The organism is Ectothiorhodospira sp. BSL-9 (assembly GCF_001632845.1).
GTDB lineage: Bacteria > Pseudomonadota > Gammaproteobacteria > Ectothiorhodospirales > Ectothiorhodospiraceae > Ectothiorhodospira.
The window spans coordinates 1,118,547-1,135,339 of record NZ_CP011994.1 but is presented as its reverse complement, the minus strand read 5'-3'; the positions used below and the strand labels follow the sequence as shown (position 1 = coordinate 1,135,339).

Genomic DNA, 16,793 nt, shown 5'->3' with positions numbered 1-16,793 from the left:
GATCAGTATACTCCGTGCTATGTCCGAGCAGACCCCTACGCCCCCTGAACAGGGTACAGCCCTCCGACGCGGTTGGACCACGGGGGCCTGCGCCACCGCGGCCACCAAGGCGGCCTTCACAGCCCTGGTCAGCGGCCATTTCCCGGACCCCGTCCAGGTGACCCTGCCCAAGAACCGCACCCCGGCATTTTCCCTGGCGGTGCAGGAACAGGGGGATGGCACCGCCATGGCGGGCATCATCAAGGACGCCGGGGATGATCCGGATGTCACCCACGGCGCCCTGATACGGGCCACGGTACGCCTGGGCGTACCGGGAAGCGGCGTCACATTCGCCGCTGGCGAAGGGGTGGGCATGGTAACCCGCGCGGGTCTGCCCATCCCGGCGGGCGAACCCGCCATCAATCCATCGCCCCGGGCCATGATTCAGCAGGCCGTGAGCGAGGTAGCCGCACAGTTTAACGTGCCCGGCGATGTTCAAGTGGAAATTTCTGTCCCCGGGGGCGCGGAAATTGCCATCGAGACCCTCAATCCCCGCCTCGGCATCGTCGGTGGGCTGTCCATCCTGGGTACCACGGGCGTGGTGATCCCCTTCTCCTGTTCGGCCTGGATCCATTCCATCCAGCGGGGCATCGACGTGGCCCGGGCCGCGGGGCTGCCCCACGTGGCCGGCTCCACCGGTCGCACCTCCGAGAAGGCCGTGCAGGCCCATCATGATCTGCCCGAAGAGGCGCTCATCGACATGGGAGACTTCATCGGCGGCATGCTCAAATATCTGCGCACTCATCCCATACCACGCATCACGGTGGCCGGCGGCATGGCCAAGATCACGAAGCTGTCCCAGGGTTTCATGGATGTACACTCCCGACGTGGCCAGGCGGACCTGGGGCAATTGGCGGATCTGGCAGCCACCGCGGGGGCAGACGAAACCTGTCAGGACAGGATTCGCCAGTCCAACACCGTAGCTGAAGCCTTCGACCATGCCCGGGCCGCCGGCGTTCCCATCGGCGACGCCGTAGCCCAGGCAGCGCTGCATTTTGCGCTGCATCTGATCGACCCTCAGCAGAGCCAGTTGGAGATCCTGGTGTTTGACCGCTCCGGTCATCTGGTGGGCGGGGCCACCTCGGCCCCGTAGGCCCTCACCCCAAGGGAGAACACGCCGGAATGTCAGGGTCGGCTCCCTTCTCCCCTCTGGGGAGAAGGGCTGGGGATGAGGGGACGGCGGGCATCCAACCTATCCAGCCCCCCCGGACCGATAGCGACGTCGATAGCCCGGGTCATAAAGGGCGCTCTCCCGGAAATCCCGACTCCCCAGGGCCTGCCCCACCAGGATCAACCCCGTGCGCTCCACTGGCGAGGCCCGCATCATCTCCACCAGATCCCCCAGGGTGCCACGCACCACCACCTGATCCGGCCAGGTGGCGCGGGCCACCACCGCTGCCGGACAATCCGCCCCATAAAACGGTTCCAGGCGCTCCACCACCTCCTCCAGACGATGAATCGCCAGATGAATCGCCAGCGTGGCTTGGGTACGGGCAAAATTCTCCAGGGTCTCATCCGGCGGCATCTTCGAAGCCCGCCCCGACACCCGGGTGATCACCAGGCTCTGACTCACCTCCGGCACCGTCAACTCCCGACCCAGCACGGCGGCCGCCGCACCAAAGGCCGGCACACCGGGGGTGAGGGTGTACGGAATGCCCAGACGCTCGAGACGCCGCATTTGCTCCGCCACAGCGCTATATACCGAGAGATCACCGGAATGCAGCCGCGCCACATCCTCCCCCGCCTTGAAGGCACGCACATACTCCGCCTCAATGGCATCCAGATCCAGCGGCGCGGTATCCACCAGACGCGCCCCTGCCGGACAATGCTCCAGCACCTCCTGGGGGACGATGGAACCCGCATACAGACACACCGGGCACTCGCCCAGCAAACGCGCCGCACGCAAGGTGATCAGGTCGGCGGCACCGGGCCCGGCGCCGATGAAATGAACAGTCATGGGTTAATCCTGTGAAGATCCGAATGACAGTGAAGATGATCGGTCGAGCAACACACCATACAAGATCAGCGCGACAACAGCCCAATCCCCTCATCGGGGCCGGGGGCGGCACCCGAAACCGGCTTGTCCACCACCCACTGCACCACCGACATGGCCGGCCGGAAGGCATGCAGTCCACCGACGGTATCCAGACGCTCCACAGAGAGCCGGGTGAGACTGCCGCCCAGGCGCTGCCACGCAGCCTGAATCACCTGCTCCGTCTCCAGCACCACCACATTGGCCACCAGCCGCCCACCAGGCCGCAATGCCTCCCAGCAACGCTCGATCACCTCCGGGTCCCGCGCCCCTCCACCCAGAAAGACGGCATCCGGCGTCGGCAAACCCTCCAGCACGGCCGGAGCCCGTCCTACCTTGAACTCCAGACGAGGCACCCCCAGCGATGCCGCATTGCGGGCAGCCCGGGCCGCACGATCCTCATGACTCTCCAGGGCAATGGCCTGGGTGGAGGGATGCGCCAAAAGCCATTCAATGGACACCGACCCCGAGCCACATCCCACATCCCAGAGTCGCTCACCCGCCCGGGGTCGCAGGCTGGACAGGGTCACGGCGCGCACCTCGCGCTTGGTGATCTGACCATCGTGCTCGAACCAGTCATCGGGCAAACCCGGTGACCGCGGCAACACCCGGGCCTCCGGCCCCGCCACCACCTGAATGGCCAGAAGGTTCAACGGGTTGACGTCATCCAGATCGAAGCGATGGGCCACCGACGATCGCTGGCGTTCATGAGGACCGCCCAGGGCCTCCAGGACGGTCACGATGCTCTCCCCGAAGCCCCAATCCACCAGTGCCCGGGCCACCTGAAAGGGCGTCGTCGCATCGGCACTGAGCACGAAAACCCGGCCACCCGGCTGCAAGGCCGGACGCAGGCTCTCCAGGGGCCGCCCCGTCAGGGAGATCACCGCACATTCCTGCTGCGACCAACCCAGCCGGGACGCCGCCAGCGCCACACTGGAAGGATGCGGCAAACACAGCCATTCGCCCGGCTCCACATGCGGACGCAAGGTGCTGCCCACGCCAAAGAAAAAGGGATCTCCCGAGGCCAGCACCGCCACCGGGCGCCCCCGATGGGCCATGAGTTCAGGCAGCGAATCCGCCAGAGGCGATGCCCAGGGCAGCGCCCGGCCCTGAATCAACGAAGAGGCCAGCTTCAGATGGCGCCGGCCACCCACCACAAGCTCGGCGGAACGCACCAGGGCCTGAGCGGTGGGTGTCAAACCGTCGACACCCTCCTCTCCGAGGCCAATCAGGTGCAGCCAGGGGCGGGATGGGAAAGGTTGGGTAGTAGGAGAATCCATCATGGGCGATGCGGTCGCGGGAAGATCGTTCCAAGTGTGCCATAAACTGGGGCTCGTGCCGGGGATGAGGGGCGCGGAGGCCAACGACGATGGAACATCCCGGACACGTTCAGTAAGGTGCAGTACCATCAACAGCCATCCCCTGAAACCCGTCGCCTCCCATGCCCGCAGACATCAGCCCTCCCCTCAAACTCCTCATCCTCGGTGGCACCGGCGAAGCCATGGAACTGGCCAGGGCCCTGGAAGACGACACGCGCTTCGACCCGGTCTACTCCGTCGCAGGCCGCACCCGCAAGCCCCGCCTGCCCAACCTGCGCTGCCGCACCGGCGGCTTCGGAGGCGTTCCAGGCCTGGTGGAATGGCTGCGCACCGAAGGCACCCACATCATCATCGACGCCACCCACCCCTTCGCAGCCCAAATCTCCGCCAACGCAGCCGCCGCAGCGGATCAAGCCGGTTGCCAACTCCTGGCCCTGCGCCGTCCGGCATGGAATCCCGAGCGCGAGGATCACTGGCGCAGCGTGCCCCACATGGCCGCCGCCGCCCAGGCCCTGGGCGACACCCCAAAACGGGTGCTGCTCACCATCGGCCAACTGGAACTGGCCGCCTTCTGCCAGGCCCCCCAGCACCACTACATCACCCGCAGCGTCGAACTCCCCGAAACCCGCCCGCCCCAATGCCTGTGCCTCACCCAACGGGGCCCCTTCCAACTGGAAGATGAACTGACCCTGCTACGCGAACACCACATCGACACCCTGGTCACCAAGAATTCCGGCGGCAATGCCACCCAGGCCAAGCTGCAGGCCGCCCGTCAATGCGGCGTAGAAGTGATCATGGTGGAGCGCCCCCCCCTGCCCAAGGCCACCCACGAGGCAGACACCCCCCAGGCAGCACTGGAATGGCTACATCAATTCAGCGCGAAGAGCGAAGCCACAACAGCCGAATCCCCTCAGCGGGGGCGGGTTCCTGAAGGTGGGTGTTCATCGCATGGATGCGATGGCCAAGCCTACAGGGAAGTATTCACGGCGTGCCGCCGCAAGGAACGCGGCCTCGATGAGGGGAACCACCACCGAAGCAAAACCCAGGCACCCGAACGAAGCCACAACAGCTGAATCCCCTCGGCGGGGGCGGGTTCCTGGAGACGGGTGTTCATCGCATGGATGCGATGGCCAAGCCTACAGGGAGGTATTCACGGCATCCCGCCGCAAGGAACACAGCCTCGGTGAGGGGAACCACCACCGAAGCAAAACCCAGGCACCTGAACGAAGCCAACCAGCCCAAACACCTCAGCCCCCACCCACACTCCGAGGCGTATACACCCAGGGATCACGCCCGGCACGTTCAATCACCCGCGTCTCCGCATTGCCCACGATCACCAGCGTTCGCATATCCGCCTGCTCCGGACGGGCATCGCCCAAGGTCGTGAACTCCACATGCTCCTCCGGGCGACTCACCGCACGGGCAAACATCACCGGCACCGATGCCGGCAAATGCACCCGCAGCCGATCCAGCACCTCCCCCAACTGCCAGGGCCGGGCCTTCGAAATCGGATTGTAAAATGCCATCGCAAACCCCACCTGAGCCGCCGCCTCCACACGGTTCAGGATCACCCCCCAGGGCTTGAGATTATCCGACAAGGAAATCACACAAAAATCATTCCCGAACGGCGCACCCAGACGCGCCGCCGCCGCCAGTACCGCCGACACCCCCGGATACACCTGCACATCCAGATCCCGCCAATGCGGCTCACCATGATCCATGGCCTCGAACACCGCCGCTGCCATACCGAAGACACCCCCATCACCGGACGACACCACCGCCACCCGACGACCCTGCTCCGCCAGCTCCAGCGCCAGACGCGCCCGCATGATCTCCTCGCGATTGTCCGAACCATGGACACGCTGCCCCCTATCCGCGGCCACGCGCTCCACATAAGGCACATAACCCACCAGATCCGTGGCCTGCTCCAGAGCCCGGGCAGCCCGGGGGCAACGCAAATCCTCAGCGCCCGGCCCCAGACCGATGATATCCACACGACCGCTCATCGCACCCCCTGCCTGCCGGGAACCAGCACAATGGTGAAATAAGGTGCCGGCTCATCCTCGGCGCGCTCCGCCAGCCGCTGCACCCGTTCCCCCTCCATGGAACCCCGCTCCACCAGCAAGGCCCGCTCCAGCATCCCCGCCCGAGCCAGCGCCGAGCGAACCCGCGGCAGATTACGGCCCACCTTCATGAACACGGCGGCATCCGTATGGGCCAGACGCTCCACCAGAGTGTCCTCCGGGAGCGTACCGGGCAATACCGTCAGCACATCATCCCCATGAGTGATCGGCGTATTGGCCTGCGTCCAGCAGGCACTCATGCCCGTGATGCCCGGGACCACCTGCACCGGGAAACGCCCCACCAGACGGTCATGAAGATACATGTACGAGCCATAGAAGAAAGGATCCCCCTCACAGATCACCGCCACATCACGGCCCGCCTCCAGATGTTCCGCCAATCGGGCCGCGCACTCCTCGTAAAACACCCCCATCTCCTGGTGATAACGGGGGTCGGTCACCGACACTTCCAGGGTGAAGGGATACTCCAGGCGCAGACGGGTCTGGTCTTCCCGCAGATGGGGCGTGGCGATGGTCCAGGCATTGCCGGTGCGCCCGGCCTTGGAGAAGGCCGCCACCACCGGTGACGCCTGAAGCAGGCGCAGGGCCTTGAGGGTGATCAGCTCCGGGTCACCGGGGCCCAGACCGATGCCGTACAGGGTGCCGGTCGACATCATTCCTGCTCACTGGCCAGGGCATTCACCGCAGCCACGGCCATGGCACTGCCCCCCAGACGGCCCCGCACGATCACCGACTCCAGCCCCGGATAGGCCGCCAGGGCATCCTTGGACTCTGCCGCCCCCACGAACCCCACTGCCATACCGATCACCAGGGCCGGGCGCGGCGCGCCCGCGTCGATCAACTCCAGCAGACGGAACAGTGCCGTCGGGGCATTGCCGATGGCCACCACGGCCCCGTCCATGTGCTCCCCCCAAAGATCCAGGGCGGCGGCAGATCGGGTATTGCCGATCTGGCGTGCCAGCTCCGGCACCTTGGGATCATTCAGGGTACACAGGATCGGGTTATCCGCCGGCAGCCGCGCGCGGGTAATCCCATGCGCCACCATCTGGCTGTCACACAGAATGGGCTTGCCTGCCAGCAGGGCCTCGCGTCCGGCGCGGGCGGCGTGAGACGAGAAGATCACCTCTTCAGCCACGTCCACCATCCCGCAGGCATGGATGACACGCACCACCACCCGGGCCTCCTCGGTATTGAACCGATCGAGGCGTGCCTCGGAACGGATGGTGGCGAAGGACTTGGCGTAGATGGCCTGGCCATCCTTGATATAGTCGTAGGTATGGGGCATGGATTCGAATGCGGACGGCGCCGCAGTGGGCGAAAGCGGGGCGACAAGCTTAGCGAGTCCAACCGCCAGGGGCAATCATCCAACACCGAACCTGCCGCTCATCCCGCCCCTCGCACCCCGGGTCGTCTTGATGTAACGCAACTGCTACCGTGAAACTAAACTCACGAACAAACGCCGCGGTGGCTCCCCGGCTGATAAACAGAAAGGTGCAGGGATTCAGTGAAACTCCATCAGGCACTCATTCCAGCCTTGTTCGAGCATAGCGCCAACGGCATGCTGCTGATCGCCAATGACCTGATCGTGGATTGCAATCAGGCGGCCGTGCAGATGCTGGACTACGACGACCGTTCGGATTTACTGAACCTGAGCCCTGGCCTGTTTTCCCCTCCCACCCAGCCGGACGGGCGTGACTCCCTGGAGAAGGCCCGTGAGATGAATGCCACCGCCGCGGCCCATGGCTCACACCGTTTTGAATGGGTGCACCGGACCCGTGCCGGTCGCAACACCTGGATGGAGGTCCTGCTCACCCGGATTCAGCACGACGGTGAGGACCTGCTCCACGCGGTCTGGAACCGGATCGATGATCGCAAACAGGCCGAGGCCAGCCTGCGACGGCAATTGCGATTCGAGGCGATGGTCTCGGATATCTCTGCCCGATTCGTCAGCGCCACAGACGACGGAGTGGACGTGGCCGTGGATGATGCCCTGGCCAGCATGGGCCGGTTTTTCCAGGCCAGTCGCGCTTATGTGTTCCAGGTCAGGGACGAAGGCGCGCTCATGAGTAACACCCATGAATGGTGCGCCGAAGGTGTGACACCCCAGATCCAGCAATTGATCAACTTATCGACCTCAGAGTCGCCCTGGTTCATGGCACAACTGCGCCACACCCGCTGCCTGCATCTGCCGGATGTGTCAGCCATCCCCGATGAGGGCGCCGCAGAACGGGCGTTGCTCCAGTCCCAGGACATCTGCTCCCTGCTGGCCCTGCCCCTGTTCAACGACGAGACCCTGACCGGATTCTGCGGGCTGGATATCGTGGATCGCAGCTACACCTGGAGCGAGAACGAGATTGGCCTGCTCAAGACCATCGCCCAGATCCTTTCCGGGGCCTTTGCCCGTCGGGAAGTGGAGCGCACCCTGCGCGAGGCCAAGGACGCCGCCGAAGCCGCCACCCTGGCCAAGAGTCGTTTCCTGGCCAACATGAGCCACGAAATTCGAACCCCCATGAATGCCATCACGGGCATGGGTCATCTGCTCGCCCAGACGGGCCTCACCGAACAACAAAGGGATTACCTGAGCAAGCTGCAAGGGTCTGCCAACAACCTGCTGGGCCTGCTCAATGACATCCTTGACCTGTCCAAGGTGGAGGCCAACCGGGTGGAGCTGGAGCGAACCCGATTTGACCTGTCCGCCGCGCTGGACAATGTGGTCTCGGGCTTCGCCGTGACAGCGGAGAGCCAGGGCCTGGAACTGACGGTCGTGTGCCCCTCGAATGTCCCCCGCCTGCTCATGGGCGACCCCCTGCGCCTTGGCCAGATCCTGTCCAACCTGGTGGCCAATGCGGTCAAGTTCACCCCCGAGGGATATGTGCGCCTCTGCGTGGATCTGCTGAGGGAAGACCGCGAAGCCGTATGCCTGCGCTTTGCAGTGCGTGACTCCGGGATCGGCATCACGCCGGATCAGCAGGCGCGGCTGTTCAAGCCCTTCTCCCAGGCGGATGCCTCCACCACCCGCCGCTTTGGCGGCACCGGCCTGGGGCTGTCCATCTCGCAGCACCTGACCCGGCTCATGGGCGGGCAGATCCAGTTGCAAAGTCAGCCGGGCAAGGGCAGTGAATTCTGGTTTGACCTGACACTTCCCAAGGCCGCTTTGCCAGCAGCCCGCTTAACCCAGCCACCCCATGCCCGGGCGCGCCTTGTCGGTCGGGTATTATTGGTGGAGGATACCCCGCTCAACCAGGAGGTGGCTCAGGCGCTATTGACGCGCATGGGTCTGACCGTGACTCTGGCAGACAATGGCGAACAGGCCCTGAAGCAATTGTCGCAATCGGTTTTCGACCTGATACTGATGGACATACAGATGCCGGTACTGGACGGTTACGAGACCACCCGCCAGATCCGTGGTCAGAAGGCCCTGGATAAGCTGCCCGTTATCGCCATGACCGCCCATACCATGGCCGAGGACCGGGAACGCTGCCTGGCCAGCGGCATGAATGACTTCATTGCCAAGCCCATCGATCCGGCGCAGATGCACCAGGTGCTGGCGCAGTGGCTTCCCAAGGCTGCGGATGAACAGGCCGTGAAGCGCACCCCCCATGACGCAGACACCCCGAGGCGATCCCCCGTCGCACACTTGCGGACCCTGGCCACACAGCTCGAGGCCTGCAGTCCCGATGCATCGGACCTGGTGACACAGTTGCAGGACATGGCGTTGCCTGAGGAATCAGCCGTGCTGGACCAGGTGGCCGAACTCCTGGAGGACTTTGAATTCGAGCAGGCTTCACAGGTCCTGGCACCACTGCTCGATCAGGTGGAAGGCAACAGGCATGGATGAAAGGCCCAGGATTCTGGTGGTGGATGACAACCGCATGAACCTGCAACTGCTGCATAACATCCTCAACCGGCATTATCAGGTGAGTGTGGCCATCAATGGCGAGCAGGCCCTGAGACGGGCCGAGTCGCTGCGACCCGGCCTGATTCTGCTGGATATCAAGATGGAGGGCATGGACGGCTATGAGGTCTGTCGGCGCCTGAGCGCGCTGGAAACCACCCAGGATATCCCGGTGATCTTTGTCACGGCCAAGGATCAGCAGGAGGAAGAGCGCAAGGGCCTGGAACTGGGCGCCGTGGACTACATCACCAAGCCCTTTCACCCCGCCATTGTCGAAGCGCGTGTGCGCAACCATATCGAGCTCAAGCGCCAGCGAGACACGCTGGCACGCTTGTCCCGCATCGACGGTCTCACCGGCATCGCCAACCGACGCCAGTTCGATGATGTACTCATGCAGGAGTGGAATCACGCCAGTCGCACCGGCGGGTGCATCGGGCTCATCCTGCTGGACATTGATCACTTCAAGCCCTTCAACGACCACTACGGCCACGTGGCGGGCGATGATGCCCTGAAGACGGTGGCCCGGACGCTGAGCGAGACCCTGCCGCGCACCACGGATCTGGTGGCTCGCTACGGCGGGGAGGAATTTGTGTGTGTCCTGCCCGGTACCGAGCTTGAGGGTGTGTTGACGGTGGCCCAAAGGATTCAGGCAGCTGTTCTAGAGCGTGGCATTCCGCATGCGGCCTCAAACACTCACGCACATCTGACGGTGAGCCTGGGTGTGGCCTCGGCACGGCCAAAGCTCCATGAGGGAGACCCTGGGAAACTCGTCAGCCTTGCCGATGAAGCCCTCTACAAGGCCAAGGCCTCGGGGCGAAATCAGGTCGGAGTCCAGTCAGACCAGTAGAGTACCCGGGGGAGGGGACTGCACATCAGGAGGGAAAGGCGGGGCCAGACATCACGCCGGGGAGGCGTGTTGGGGATTCGGTACTGAGGGGGGGTTGCAATACCCGAGCATTTTAGTCAAACTCGGTATCAAGTCCTCTGGGAACGGTAGAGGAGCCTGATTCGCCGCCGATCAACTGGCCTCTGCAAAAGTCACAGTCGATCGTTGATGGGCGAATCAGCCACTCCTCTACCTGCACCGCTGCTTCGTGGAAGCGGCGTAGCAGACCTTAGTAGAAAGGTCTCCACAGGAACACCAGGAAGTGAGCAGCAGCAGCCAGCACCATGAACACGGTGAAGGTGGTCTTGAACTGCTCGTGGAATTCCTTGGCCTGTTCTTCGGTCAGACCGGAGATGCTGTTGTCATACATGATCGTAATCCTCTAACTTGGTCGATGGCTTGAGTGAGCGAAGGAATCGCTTACTCAGCAGCTTCTTCGGCAGCAACTTCCGCAGACGCATCAAAGGTCAGCGGGTTGTAGCTGTCGTTGCTGTACACGAAAGCGTGAACGACCAAGGCCACGACCAGGACGGTCATCAGGATGGGCATCAGCCAAGTGCCGGGGTTCACCACCAGCCACAGCTTCCAGTCGTCTCTGGGGTTGCTCGGCTTGCTCGGTCTGTATTCGCTCATTTCTTTAGTCCTCTTGGTTTTTCCGGACCTCGTGCGAGATCCGGGTCATTGCACTCGCCACAACTACTCAAACTTGGTCTCACCAAGCCCGTTTGCGCTGCGCCACCGGGCTGGCGTTGGGGTGTAAGTCTACGAGGACACAGGGGGATGTCAAGGCACCGATACACGGACAAGCCCAACTCTCCCGCAAGACTCCCAAAAGCTTGAGCCACGTCAACAGGGCGACCCGGCAGACTCGATTTTCAGTCGCTGAACAGGGCCCGCAAACGCTCGATATCCGATGCACTCCACCCCTCCGGTTCGGTCAGCACACGCCAGGCGTCGATGTAGTCGCTCGCCGAGAAGGTGTGACCGTAGCCCGCAGGCGTTGACCCGGCCGCCATGTCCGCTGCCAGTTGCAGCATGGTCACGATGGGGTACCAGCGCAGATCCGGCGACACATCCGGTCCACGGGGTTCCCGTATCCATTCGGGTTCCCGATAGAAGCTCTCCGGGTCGAAAAAGGTGATGGGGTCACTGGCATGCTGCAGGTAGGCGATGCGGAACGCACCCCACTCGCCGTCGTAGCGATCAAGCCCCTGATGCTGGTTCATGAATCGCACCACGTCACCATCGCGGAAGCTGGGCAGCCAGGCCGGCGTGCCCGGGTCACGCTCCCGGGTGGCCTTGCGCCAGGTCTCGCTGCGAAATGGGGGGCCGCTCCACAGGGCGCCATGGAAAGGATCCTGGATCACATCGTAGATATCGAAGGAACGATCCGAATTGAGGGCTCCCAGGCTCAGGCCGTGAAGGTAAAGCCGGGGGCGTTCATCGGCGGGCAGGCTCGACCAGTGCCCATACACCTTCTCGAACAGGGCCCGGGCCATCTCGGCCCCGTATTCACCTTCCACCATCAGTGACAGGGCGCTGGGCAGATAGGAATACTGGGCCGTGACCGTAGCGATATCCCCCCGGTGCAGATACTCCACCGGGTTCAGCGCAGCGGGGTCCACCCATCCGGTACCCGTGGGCGTCACCAGCAAAAGGACGGAACGCTCGAAGGCATTGACCCGCTTGAGTTCCCTCAGGGCCAGATCGGCCCGCTCTTCTGCCGTCTCTGCGGCGTTCAGGCCCACGTAGATACGGATGGGCTCCAAGGTGTTTTCGCCAAAGAATTCCCTTAGATCCGACGCCCTGGGCCCGGATGAAACAAAATTGCGACCCTGACGCCCCAGATCGCGCCAGTCCACATAGGAATCCACGCTGCCTGCCTTGAGGGGATCCGTGGGCCGGGTCAGTTCATCCTCGATCAGGGCATCCACCTGCTGATACGAGTTATCGGCGGCCCTCAGGGCCAGAGAGAAGATCACGCCATCGATGACCGACCAGAACAGGGCGGCGGCCACCAGCACACCCACCACATTGGAAACGTGCTGAGGGATATAGCGCCCCAGCCATAGCGCCAGGAAGCGGAAGGTATGCTTGAACAATCTGGCCAGCGTGAGCAGCATCACGAACACCACCAGGGTCATCAGGCCCACGCTCACCGGCTGCACGCCCCCGGCCTCTTCCATCTCCATGAGCGCCCGCAGGGCGTTCTGCCACTCCCCCGCCTGCCATAGGAAGGTCACCGCCACCACCGAACAGATCACCGTGGCCAGTATCTTGATGACCCAATCCACCCGCGGGCCGGGCACCGGCAGTTCCACGTAGGACCACAGCCAGCGACCAAAGAAACCCACCGCGTAACCGGCGGTGAAGGACAAACCGGAGATCAGCCCCTGAACCAGAAAGGGACGGGGCACCAGACTGGGGGTGAGCGAGAAGGCGAAGAACAGCGTGCCCACCAGCAGGCCCACCACAGAGAACTGGCGCCACAACCGGGCCAGTCGATTGGCATACACACCCATGAAACCCATACCTTAAAGATCGTGTGGTGGAGATTTTACAGAATCGAAGGCAACTGCCGGGTGAGCGCCTGATGCTCGCGGGTGGCTTCCCGACCGGTGAGTGCAAAGCCCAGCAATTTGCCCTGCTCGTCATGGAACAGGGCCTTGACCCCCTCCCCGACCTCTTCCACCGACCATTGTCCCCGGGCATCCGGCGAGACCGGCGAGACCACCACCGGGTGGCTTGGGGTCTTCACCCGAACCGGCATCGCCGGATAGGACACCGCCGTGGGCTGTCCCGCCAGGGTGCGACCCAGGGCGGGAGCTGCCTGCATGATGGGCATCACATAGGGCAGAACCTGCCCCTCCACCTCGGCACAATCCCCCAGGGCATGGATCCCCTCCACGGAGGTGGTCAGGTGACGATCCACCACGATCCCGCGGTTCACCTCCAGTCCCGCCGCCTCGGCCAGAGCCGTGCGCGGGCGCAGTCCGATGGCAGAGAGCACGGCTCCTGCCCGGACCCTGTCGCCGTTCTTCAGGTGCAGGCAATAACCCTCACCCTCACGATCGACCCGGGTCACCACCGTCTCCAGGTGAAAGCTGATGCCCGATTGCTCCAGCCCCCGCTGCAGGGCGCGGCCCGCCGCTTCGGGCACCAGCCGACCCAGGGGACAGGCATCCGGCCCGATCACCTCCACCCGGCGCCCGCTGCCAGAGATATCGTTGGCAAACTCACAGCCGATCAATCCCGGACCAATGAGGGCCACCCGGTCGACGCCCTCCAGGGCCCCCCGGAAACGGGCGTAATCCGCCAGGGAATTCACGGTCATGATGTCCCCTGCCCCGTCACCCTCGTAGGAGAACTCGATGGGGCTGGCCCCCACAGCCAGCACCAGACTGTCAAATTCCAGTGATTCACCCGATTCCAGGCGCAGCTTGCGCGCCTGGGTGTCCAGGGAGGCCACCGTGGTGCGTGCCCGGATATCCGCGTCCAGCTCCCGTGCCATGTCCTGCGCCGACTGCTGCACCAGAGACTCAGCGGTCCTGCCCTGGGTCAGGGCATTGGACAGCATGGGCTTGGTGTAGTAATCGCCGTCATCCTGCGTGATCAGGGTGAGCGGCGTGGATGTGTCGTGTTTGCGAAATTCCCGCGCCACGTTGTAACCGGCCAACCCGGTACCCAGGATGAGAGTGCCTGCCATGGTGATCCCTTGCGTGGATGGGTGGACCCCCATGATAGACCCTTCCCCCATCCCAGGCACACGGGCGCCAGGGCTTCCAGCCCAGCCCCTCGGGGTGCATGCCCCCCCGCCGAATCCTGCTAGACTTCCCGCTTGGATTTCATCCCCGAGTGATCAACCCCATCCTGGCAGGAAGGCATCATGCCCAAGAAAGACATCGATCTGTTTTCCCGACTGTATGCTGGCGCCCTGGATCTGAAGAACCGCATCGTCATGGCCCCCATGACCCGCTCCCGGGCCGATGATGACGGCATGCCCACGGAGTTGATGGCCCAGTACTACGCCCAGCGCGCCGGGGCGGGGCTGATCATCAGTGAGGGCACCTGGCCCTGCCCCATGGGCAAGGGCTATATCCGCACCCCCGGCATCTACACCGAGGAGCAGGTGGACGCCTGGGGCAAGGTGACCGAGGCGGTCCATGCCGCGGGCGGCTCCATCGTGCTGCAGTTGATGCATGCCGGGCGCATTTCCGACCCTTCGTTCCTGCCCGAGGGGGCCACGCCGGTGTCCGCCTCGGCGGTGCGCCCCGAGGGGCAATCCTACACCGCCGAGGGCCTCAAGCCGCACGTCACACCCCGGGCACTTGAGGTGGACGAGATCGAGGAAATCATCGAGGACTATCGCATCGCCACCGCCATGGCCTTCCAGGCGGGCTTCGATGGCGTGGAGCTGCATGCAGCCTCCGGTTATCTGCCGGAACAGTTCCTGTGCTCAAGCACCAATCAGCGTACCGACGATTACGGTGGCAGCGTGGAGAACCGGGCCCGTTTCATCCTGGAGTTGCTGGAGGCCATGACCTCCGTGCGCAGCGGCGATTACATCGGCATCAAGATCGCCCCGGAGATGGGCTTTAACGACATCCACGACGACAACCCCCAGGAGACCTATGGCTACCTGGTGGATCAGCTGGGGGATTACCGGCTGGCCTACCTGCACGTGGCCCTGTTCGGCACCGAGGTGGACTACCACGGCCTGCTCAAGCCCCGTTTCCGCGGCGATGCCTATCTGGTAGGCGGCGGCCTCACCCGGGAGAGCGGCGAAGCGCTCATCCAGTCGGGGCGCGCGGATGCGGCCGTTTACGGCACACCCTTCATTGCCAACCCGGATCTGCCCGAGCGGTTCCGCCGCAACGCGCCCCTGGCCGAGGCGGACAAGGACACGTTCTACTCATCCGGCCCCCAGGGGTATGTGGACTATCCGGGGTTGGACGAATAAACCGCCAGACCCTGCGTGACGCCCCCGCCGTGGGGGCGTTAACATTCACCGATGTCATCCGCTCAGCGCGACCTTCCCTCACCCCCCGATTATCAGGGCGGCAGTCTGGCCAACCTGATGAGTTCGCTCATCACCGGATTGGGCGGAACACCTCCGTCCTTACCCCCGCTTCGACTCCTGCCCCCCGACGAAGTATCGAGCCACCGGCACGTGGTCCTGGTGGTGGTGGACGGTCTGGGCGATGAGTTCCTCAAGAGTCAGCCGGCACCCTTTCTGAACACCCATCGCCGGGGGGCCATTCACTCGGTGTTCCCCACCACCACGGCCACCGGTGTAACCACCGTGCTCACCGGCGACGCGCCAGCCCAGCATGGACTGAGTGGCTGGTATGTGCATTTTCGGGAGCTGGGCTCCGTGCTGGCCGTGCTACCGGGCACCCCCCGCCATGGCGGCGTCGGCTATGATCGTGTGAACCTCGACCTCAAGGGGATCCTGGGTCACCGAACCCTCTTCGATCGCATCCCGGGCCCGACGGCCATGGCGGCCCCGGAAAAGATCGCCCGCACCCCCTACAACAAGCTCCACCTGGGCAAGGCCAGCCTGCTGCCCTTCAAGCGCCTGGAGGACATGGTCAACCGGGTGGATACCGCCATCCGCGGGCGTGCCGGGGCCCGTTATGTCTATGCCTACTGGTCTGAACTGGACACGCTGGGCCATCATCATGGACCGGATTCGCCCCAGACGCGGGACCAGCTGGCCCGGGTGGATGAGGCGCTGGCGCGCCTCGCCCGACGCCTGGCGGGCACCGATACCCTGCTGGTGGTCACCGCCGATCATGGCATGGTGGACGTCCTCCAGCGACTGGATCTGAGCGCCTACCCCGAGATCAGCCGTTGCCTGGCCCTGCCCCTGTGCGGCGAGCCCCGGGTGGCCTGGGCCTATGTGCGCCACGGCTATCACGAGGTGTTCCAGCAGCGCGTTGAAGCGGAACTGGGTCATGCCTGCACCTTGCTGCCCAGCCGTGCGCTGCTGGACCAGGGCTGGTTCGGCCCGGGCGAGCCCCACCCGGAACTGGAGGCCCGCATCGGCGACTATGCATTGCTGATGCACCCCGGCTGGATCATCCACGACCGCATCCCGGGACAGAATCCCCATGACATGGTGGGCGTGCACGGCGGGCTGGATCCGCGGGAGCTCTATATCCCCCTGGCCCGCACGGTGTGTTGAAACGGGCGTGTTATCATGGGCTGCCCACACACATGGAACAGGACACCGCCATGAAAGAAGCCCCCACCCTGTTCGACAGCGCCGCCAGCCAGACCGTGGAACTGGCCAACACCCTCACCGAAAAGGATCCCCAGGCCGACCTGTGGGAGATTGCCGACGGCATGCTGGCCGGCGCAGTACACTACTGGCTGTATACCCGTCAGCCCTGCGGTGACCCCCTCTGCGAGGAATGCGCCGCCATCAGTACCGCCGAGGAACGCCTGGCCCAACTGCTCAAGGACCTGGAACAGTACGCCCGGGACAGTGACTACTTCCACTCCCCCACTGACCTCAACGTGGGTCGCGCCTGACCCG

Annotated in this window: 15 protein-coding genes and 1 pseudogene; 7 read left to right on the top strand and 9 right to left on the bottom strand. The window is 64.2% G+C overall.

The genetic code is table 11. The features are described from left to right. The first annotated feature begins 19 nt into the window (after positions 1-19). Complete coding sequence (locus tag ECTOBSL9_RS05425; protein WP_063464211.1) at positions 20-1,132, top strand: cobalt-precorrin-5B (C(1))-methyltransferase; 1,113 nt, start codon at positions 20-22, stop codon at positions 1,130-1,132. 99 nt (positions 1,133-1,231) lie between these two features. On the opposite strand, the gene cobM is transcribed toward ECTOBSL9_RS05425, so the two are convergent. Together cobM and cbiE are read right to left on the bottom strand one after the other, a co-directional pair. Continuing rightward, positions 1,232-1,996, bottom strand: a complete 765-nt coding sequence (cobM, locus tag ECTOBSL9_RS05420) for a precorrin-4 C(11)-methyltransferase (protein WP_063464210.1) — start codon at positions 1,994-1,996, stop codon at positions 1,232-1,234. Between the two features lie 65 nt (positions 1,997-2,061). Next, positions 2,062-3,270, bottom strand: a complete 1,209-nt coding sequence (cbiE, locus tag ECTOBSL9_RS05415; protein WP_240481063.1) for a precorrin-6y C5,15-methyltransferase (decarboxylating) subunit CbiE — start codon at positions 3,268-3,270, stop codon at positions 2,062-2,064. Between the two features lie 242 nt (positions 3,271-3,512). On the opposite strand from cbiE, the pseudogene ECTOBSL9_RS05410 reads away from it, so the two are divergent. Beyond that, positions 3,513-4,256 (top strand): annotated as a pseudogene (locus ECTOBSL9_RS05410) (cobalt-precorrin-6A reductase); the annotation flags it as partial. A gap of 381 nt (positions 4,257-4,637) precedes the next feature. Here ECTOBSL9_RS05410 and cobJ read toward each other — a convergent pair. Genes cobJ through ECTOBSL9_RS05395 form a run of 3 tightly spaced genes read right to left on the bottom strand, consistent with a single transcriptional unit; the run spans position 4,638 to position 6,756 of the window. Continuing rightward, positions 4,638-5,396, bottom strand: coding sequence for a precorrin-3B C(17)-methyltransferase (gene cobJ / locus ECTOBSL9_RS05405; protein ID WP_063464207.1), 759 nt, complete (start codon positions 5,394-5,396; stop codon positions 4,638-4,640). Further along, positions 5,393-6,127 carry a precorrin-2 C(20)-methyltransferase gene (locus ECTOBSL9_RS05400; protein WP_063464206.1) on the bottom strand — a complete coding sequence of 245 codons (735 nt, stop codon included), beginning with the start codon at positions 6,125-6,127 and terminating at the stop codon, positions 5,393-5,395. The genes cobJ and ECTOBSL9_RS05400 overlap by 4 nt, the downstream gene beginning before the upstream one ends. Beyond that, positions 6,124-6,756, bottom strand: coding sequence for a precorrin-8X methylmutase (locus tag ECTOBSL9_RS05395; protein ID WP_063464205.1), 633 nt, complete (start codon positions 6,754-6,756; stop codon positions 6,124-6,126). The genes ECTOBSL9_RS05400 and ECTOBSL9_RS05395 overlap by 4 nt, the downstream gene beginning before the upstream one ends. A 219-nt stretch (positions 6,757-6,975) precedes the next feature. On the opposite strand from ECTOBSL9_RS05395, the gene ECTOBSL9_RS05390 reads away from it, so the two are divergent. Both ECTOBSL9_RS05390 and ECTOBSL9_RS05385 read left to right on the top strand, forming a co-directional pair. After that, positions 6,976-9,309: a response regulator gene (locus ECTOBSL9_RS05390; RefSeq protein WP_063464204.1), complete on the top strand. Its 2,334-nt coding sequence runs from the start codon at positions 6,976-6,978 to the stop codon at positions 9,307-9,309. Then, entirely contained in the window at positions 9,302-10,213 is a 912-nt protein-coding gene (locus tag ECTOBSL9_RS05385) for a diguanylate cyclase (RefSeq protein WP_063464203.1), read from the top strand. Before ECTOBSL9_RS05390 ends, ECTOBSL9_RS05385 begins: the two co-directional genes overlap by 8 nt. Positions 10,214-10,481: 268 nt before the next feature. On the opposite strand, the gene pufB is transcribed toward ECTOBSL9_RS05385, so the two are convergent. The 4 genes from pufB to ECTOBSL9_RS05365 form a co-directional block, all read right to left on the bottom strand. Next, positions 10,482-10,622, bottom strand: a complete 141-nt coding sequence (gene pufB, locus ECTOBSL9_RS05380) for a light-harvesting antenna LH1, beta subunit (RefSeq protein ID WP_025280200.1) — start codon at positions 10,620-10,622, stop codon at positions 10,482-10,484. A 50-nt stretch (positions 10,623-10,672) separates the two neighbouring features. Further along, positions 10,673-10,885: a light-harvesting antenna LH1, alpha subunit gene (gene pufA / locus ECTOBSL9_RS05375; RefSeq protein WP_063464202.1), complete on the bottom strand. Its 213-nt coding sequence runs from the start codon at positions 10,883-10,885 to the stop codon at positions 10,673-10,675. Positions 10,886-11,127: 242 nt separating this feature from the next. Beyond that, positions 11,128-12,774, bottom strand: coding sequence for an alpha/beta-hydrolase family protein (locus tag ECTOBSL9_RS05370; protein WP_063466026.1), 1,647 nt, complete (start codon positions 12,772-12,774; stop codon positions 11,128-11,130). 35 nt (positions 12,775-12,809) lie between these two features. Further along, entirely contained in the window at positions 12,810-13,958 is a 1,149-nt protein-coding gene (locus tag ECTOBSL9_RS05365; protein WP_063464201.1) for an FAD-dependent oxidoreductase, read from the bottom strand. A gap of 180 nt (positions 13,959-14,138) precedes the next feature. On the opposite strand from ECTOBSL9_RS05365, the gene ECTOBSL9_RS05360 reads away from it, so the two are divergent. From ECTOBSL9_RS05360 to ECTOBSL9_RS05350, 3 genes are read left to right on the top strand one after another with little or no spacing between them, the layout of a single operon-like run. After that, positions 14,139-15,212 (top strand): alkene reductase, encoded by a 1,074-nt coding sequence (locus ECTOBSL9_RS05360; protein WP_063464200.1) that lies wholly within the window; start codon positions 14,139-14,141, stop codon positions 15,210-15,212. Between the two features lie 51 nt (positions 15,213-15,263). Next, on the top strand, positions 15,264-16,439 hold the full coding sequence (locus ECTOBSL9_RS05355; protein WP_063464199.1) for an alkaline phosphatase family protein: 1,176 nt from the start codon (positions 15,264-15,266) through the stop codon (positions 16,437-16,439). 50 nt (positions 16,440-16,489) lie between these two features. Beyond that, complete coding sequence (locus ECTOBSL9_RS05350; RefSeq protein WP_063466025.1) at positions 16,490-16,789, top strand: hypothetical protein; 300 nt, start codon at positions 16,490-16,492, stop codon at positions 16,787-16,789. Positions 16,790-16,793 lie beyond the last annotated feature (4 nt).

What these genes read in the sequence shown, in the direction of transcription:
- cobM (WP_063464210.1), bottom strand. Translation starts at nt 1,996, where the DNA reads ATGACTGTTCATTTCATCGGCGCCGGGCCCGGTGCCGCCGACCTGATC.
- ECTOBSL9_RS05350 (WP_063466025.1), top strand. Translation starts at nt 16,490, where the DNA reads ATGAAAGAAGCCCCCACCCTGTTCGACAGCGCCGCCAGCCAGACCGTG.
- pufA (WP_063464202.1), bottom strand. Translation starts at nt 10,885, where the DNA reads ATGAGCGAATACAGACCGAGCAAGCCGAGCAACCCCAGAGACGACTGG.
- ECTOBSL9_RS05370 (WP_063466026.1), bottom strand. Translation starts at nt 12,774, where the DNA reads ATGGGTGTGTATGCCAATCGACTGGCCCGGTTGTGGCGCCAGTTCTCT.
- ECTOBSL9_RS05360 (WP_063464200.1), top strand. Translation starts at nt 14,139, where the DNA reads ATGCCCAAGAAAGACATCGATCTGTTTTCCCGACTGTATGCTGGCGCC.
- ECTOBSL9_RS05365 (WP_063464201.1), bottom strand. Translation starts at nt 13,958, where the DNA reads ATGGCAGGCACTCTCATCCTGGGTACCGGGTTGGCCGGTTACAACGTG.
- ECTOBSL9_RS05400 (WP_063464206.1), bottom strand. Translation starts at nt 6,127, where the DNA reads ATGATGTCGACCGGCACCCTGTACGGCATCGGTCTGGGCCCCGGTGAC.
- ECTOBSL9_RS05355 (WP_063464199.1), top strand. Translation starts at nt 15,264, where the DNA reads ATGTCATCCGCTCAGCGCGACCTTCCCTCACCCCCCGATTATCAGGGC.
- cobJ (WP_063464207.1), bottom strand. Translation starts at nt 5,396, where the DNA reads ATGAGCGGTCGTGTGGATATCATCGGTCTGGGGCCGGGCGCTGAGGAT.
- pufB (WP_025280200.1), bottom strand. Translation starts at nt 10,622, where the DNA reads ATGTATGACAACAGCATCTCCGGTCTGACCGAAGAACAGGCCAAGGAA.
- ECTOBSL9_RS05395 (WP_063464205.1), bottom strand. Translation starts at nt 6,756, where the DNA reads ATGCCCCATACCTACGACTATATCAAGGATGGCCAGGCCATCTACGCC.
- ECTOBSL9_RS05425 (WP_063464211.1), top strand. Translation starts at nt 20, where the DNA reads ATGTCCGAGCAGACCCCTACGCCCCCTGAACAGGGTACAGCCCTCCGA.
- ECTOBSL9_RS05385 (WP_063464203.1), top strand. Translation starts at nt 9,302, where the DNA reads ATGGATGAAAGGCCCAGGATTCTGGTGGTGGATGACAACCGCATGAAC.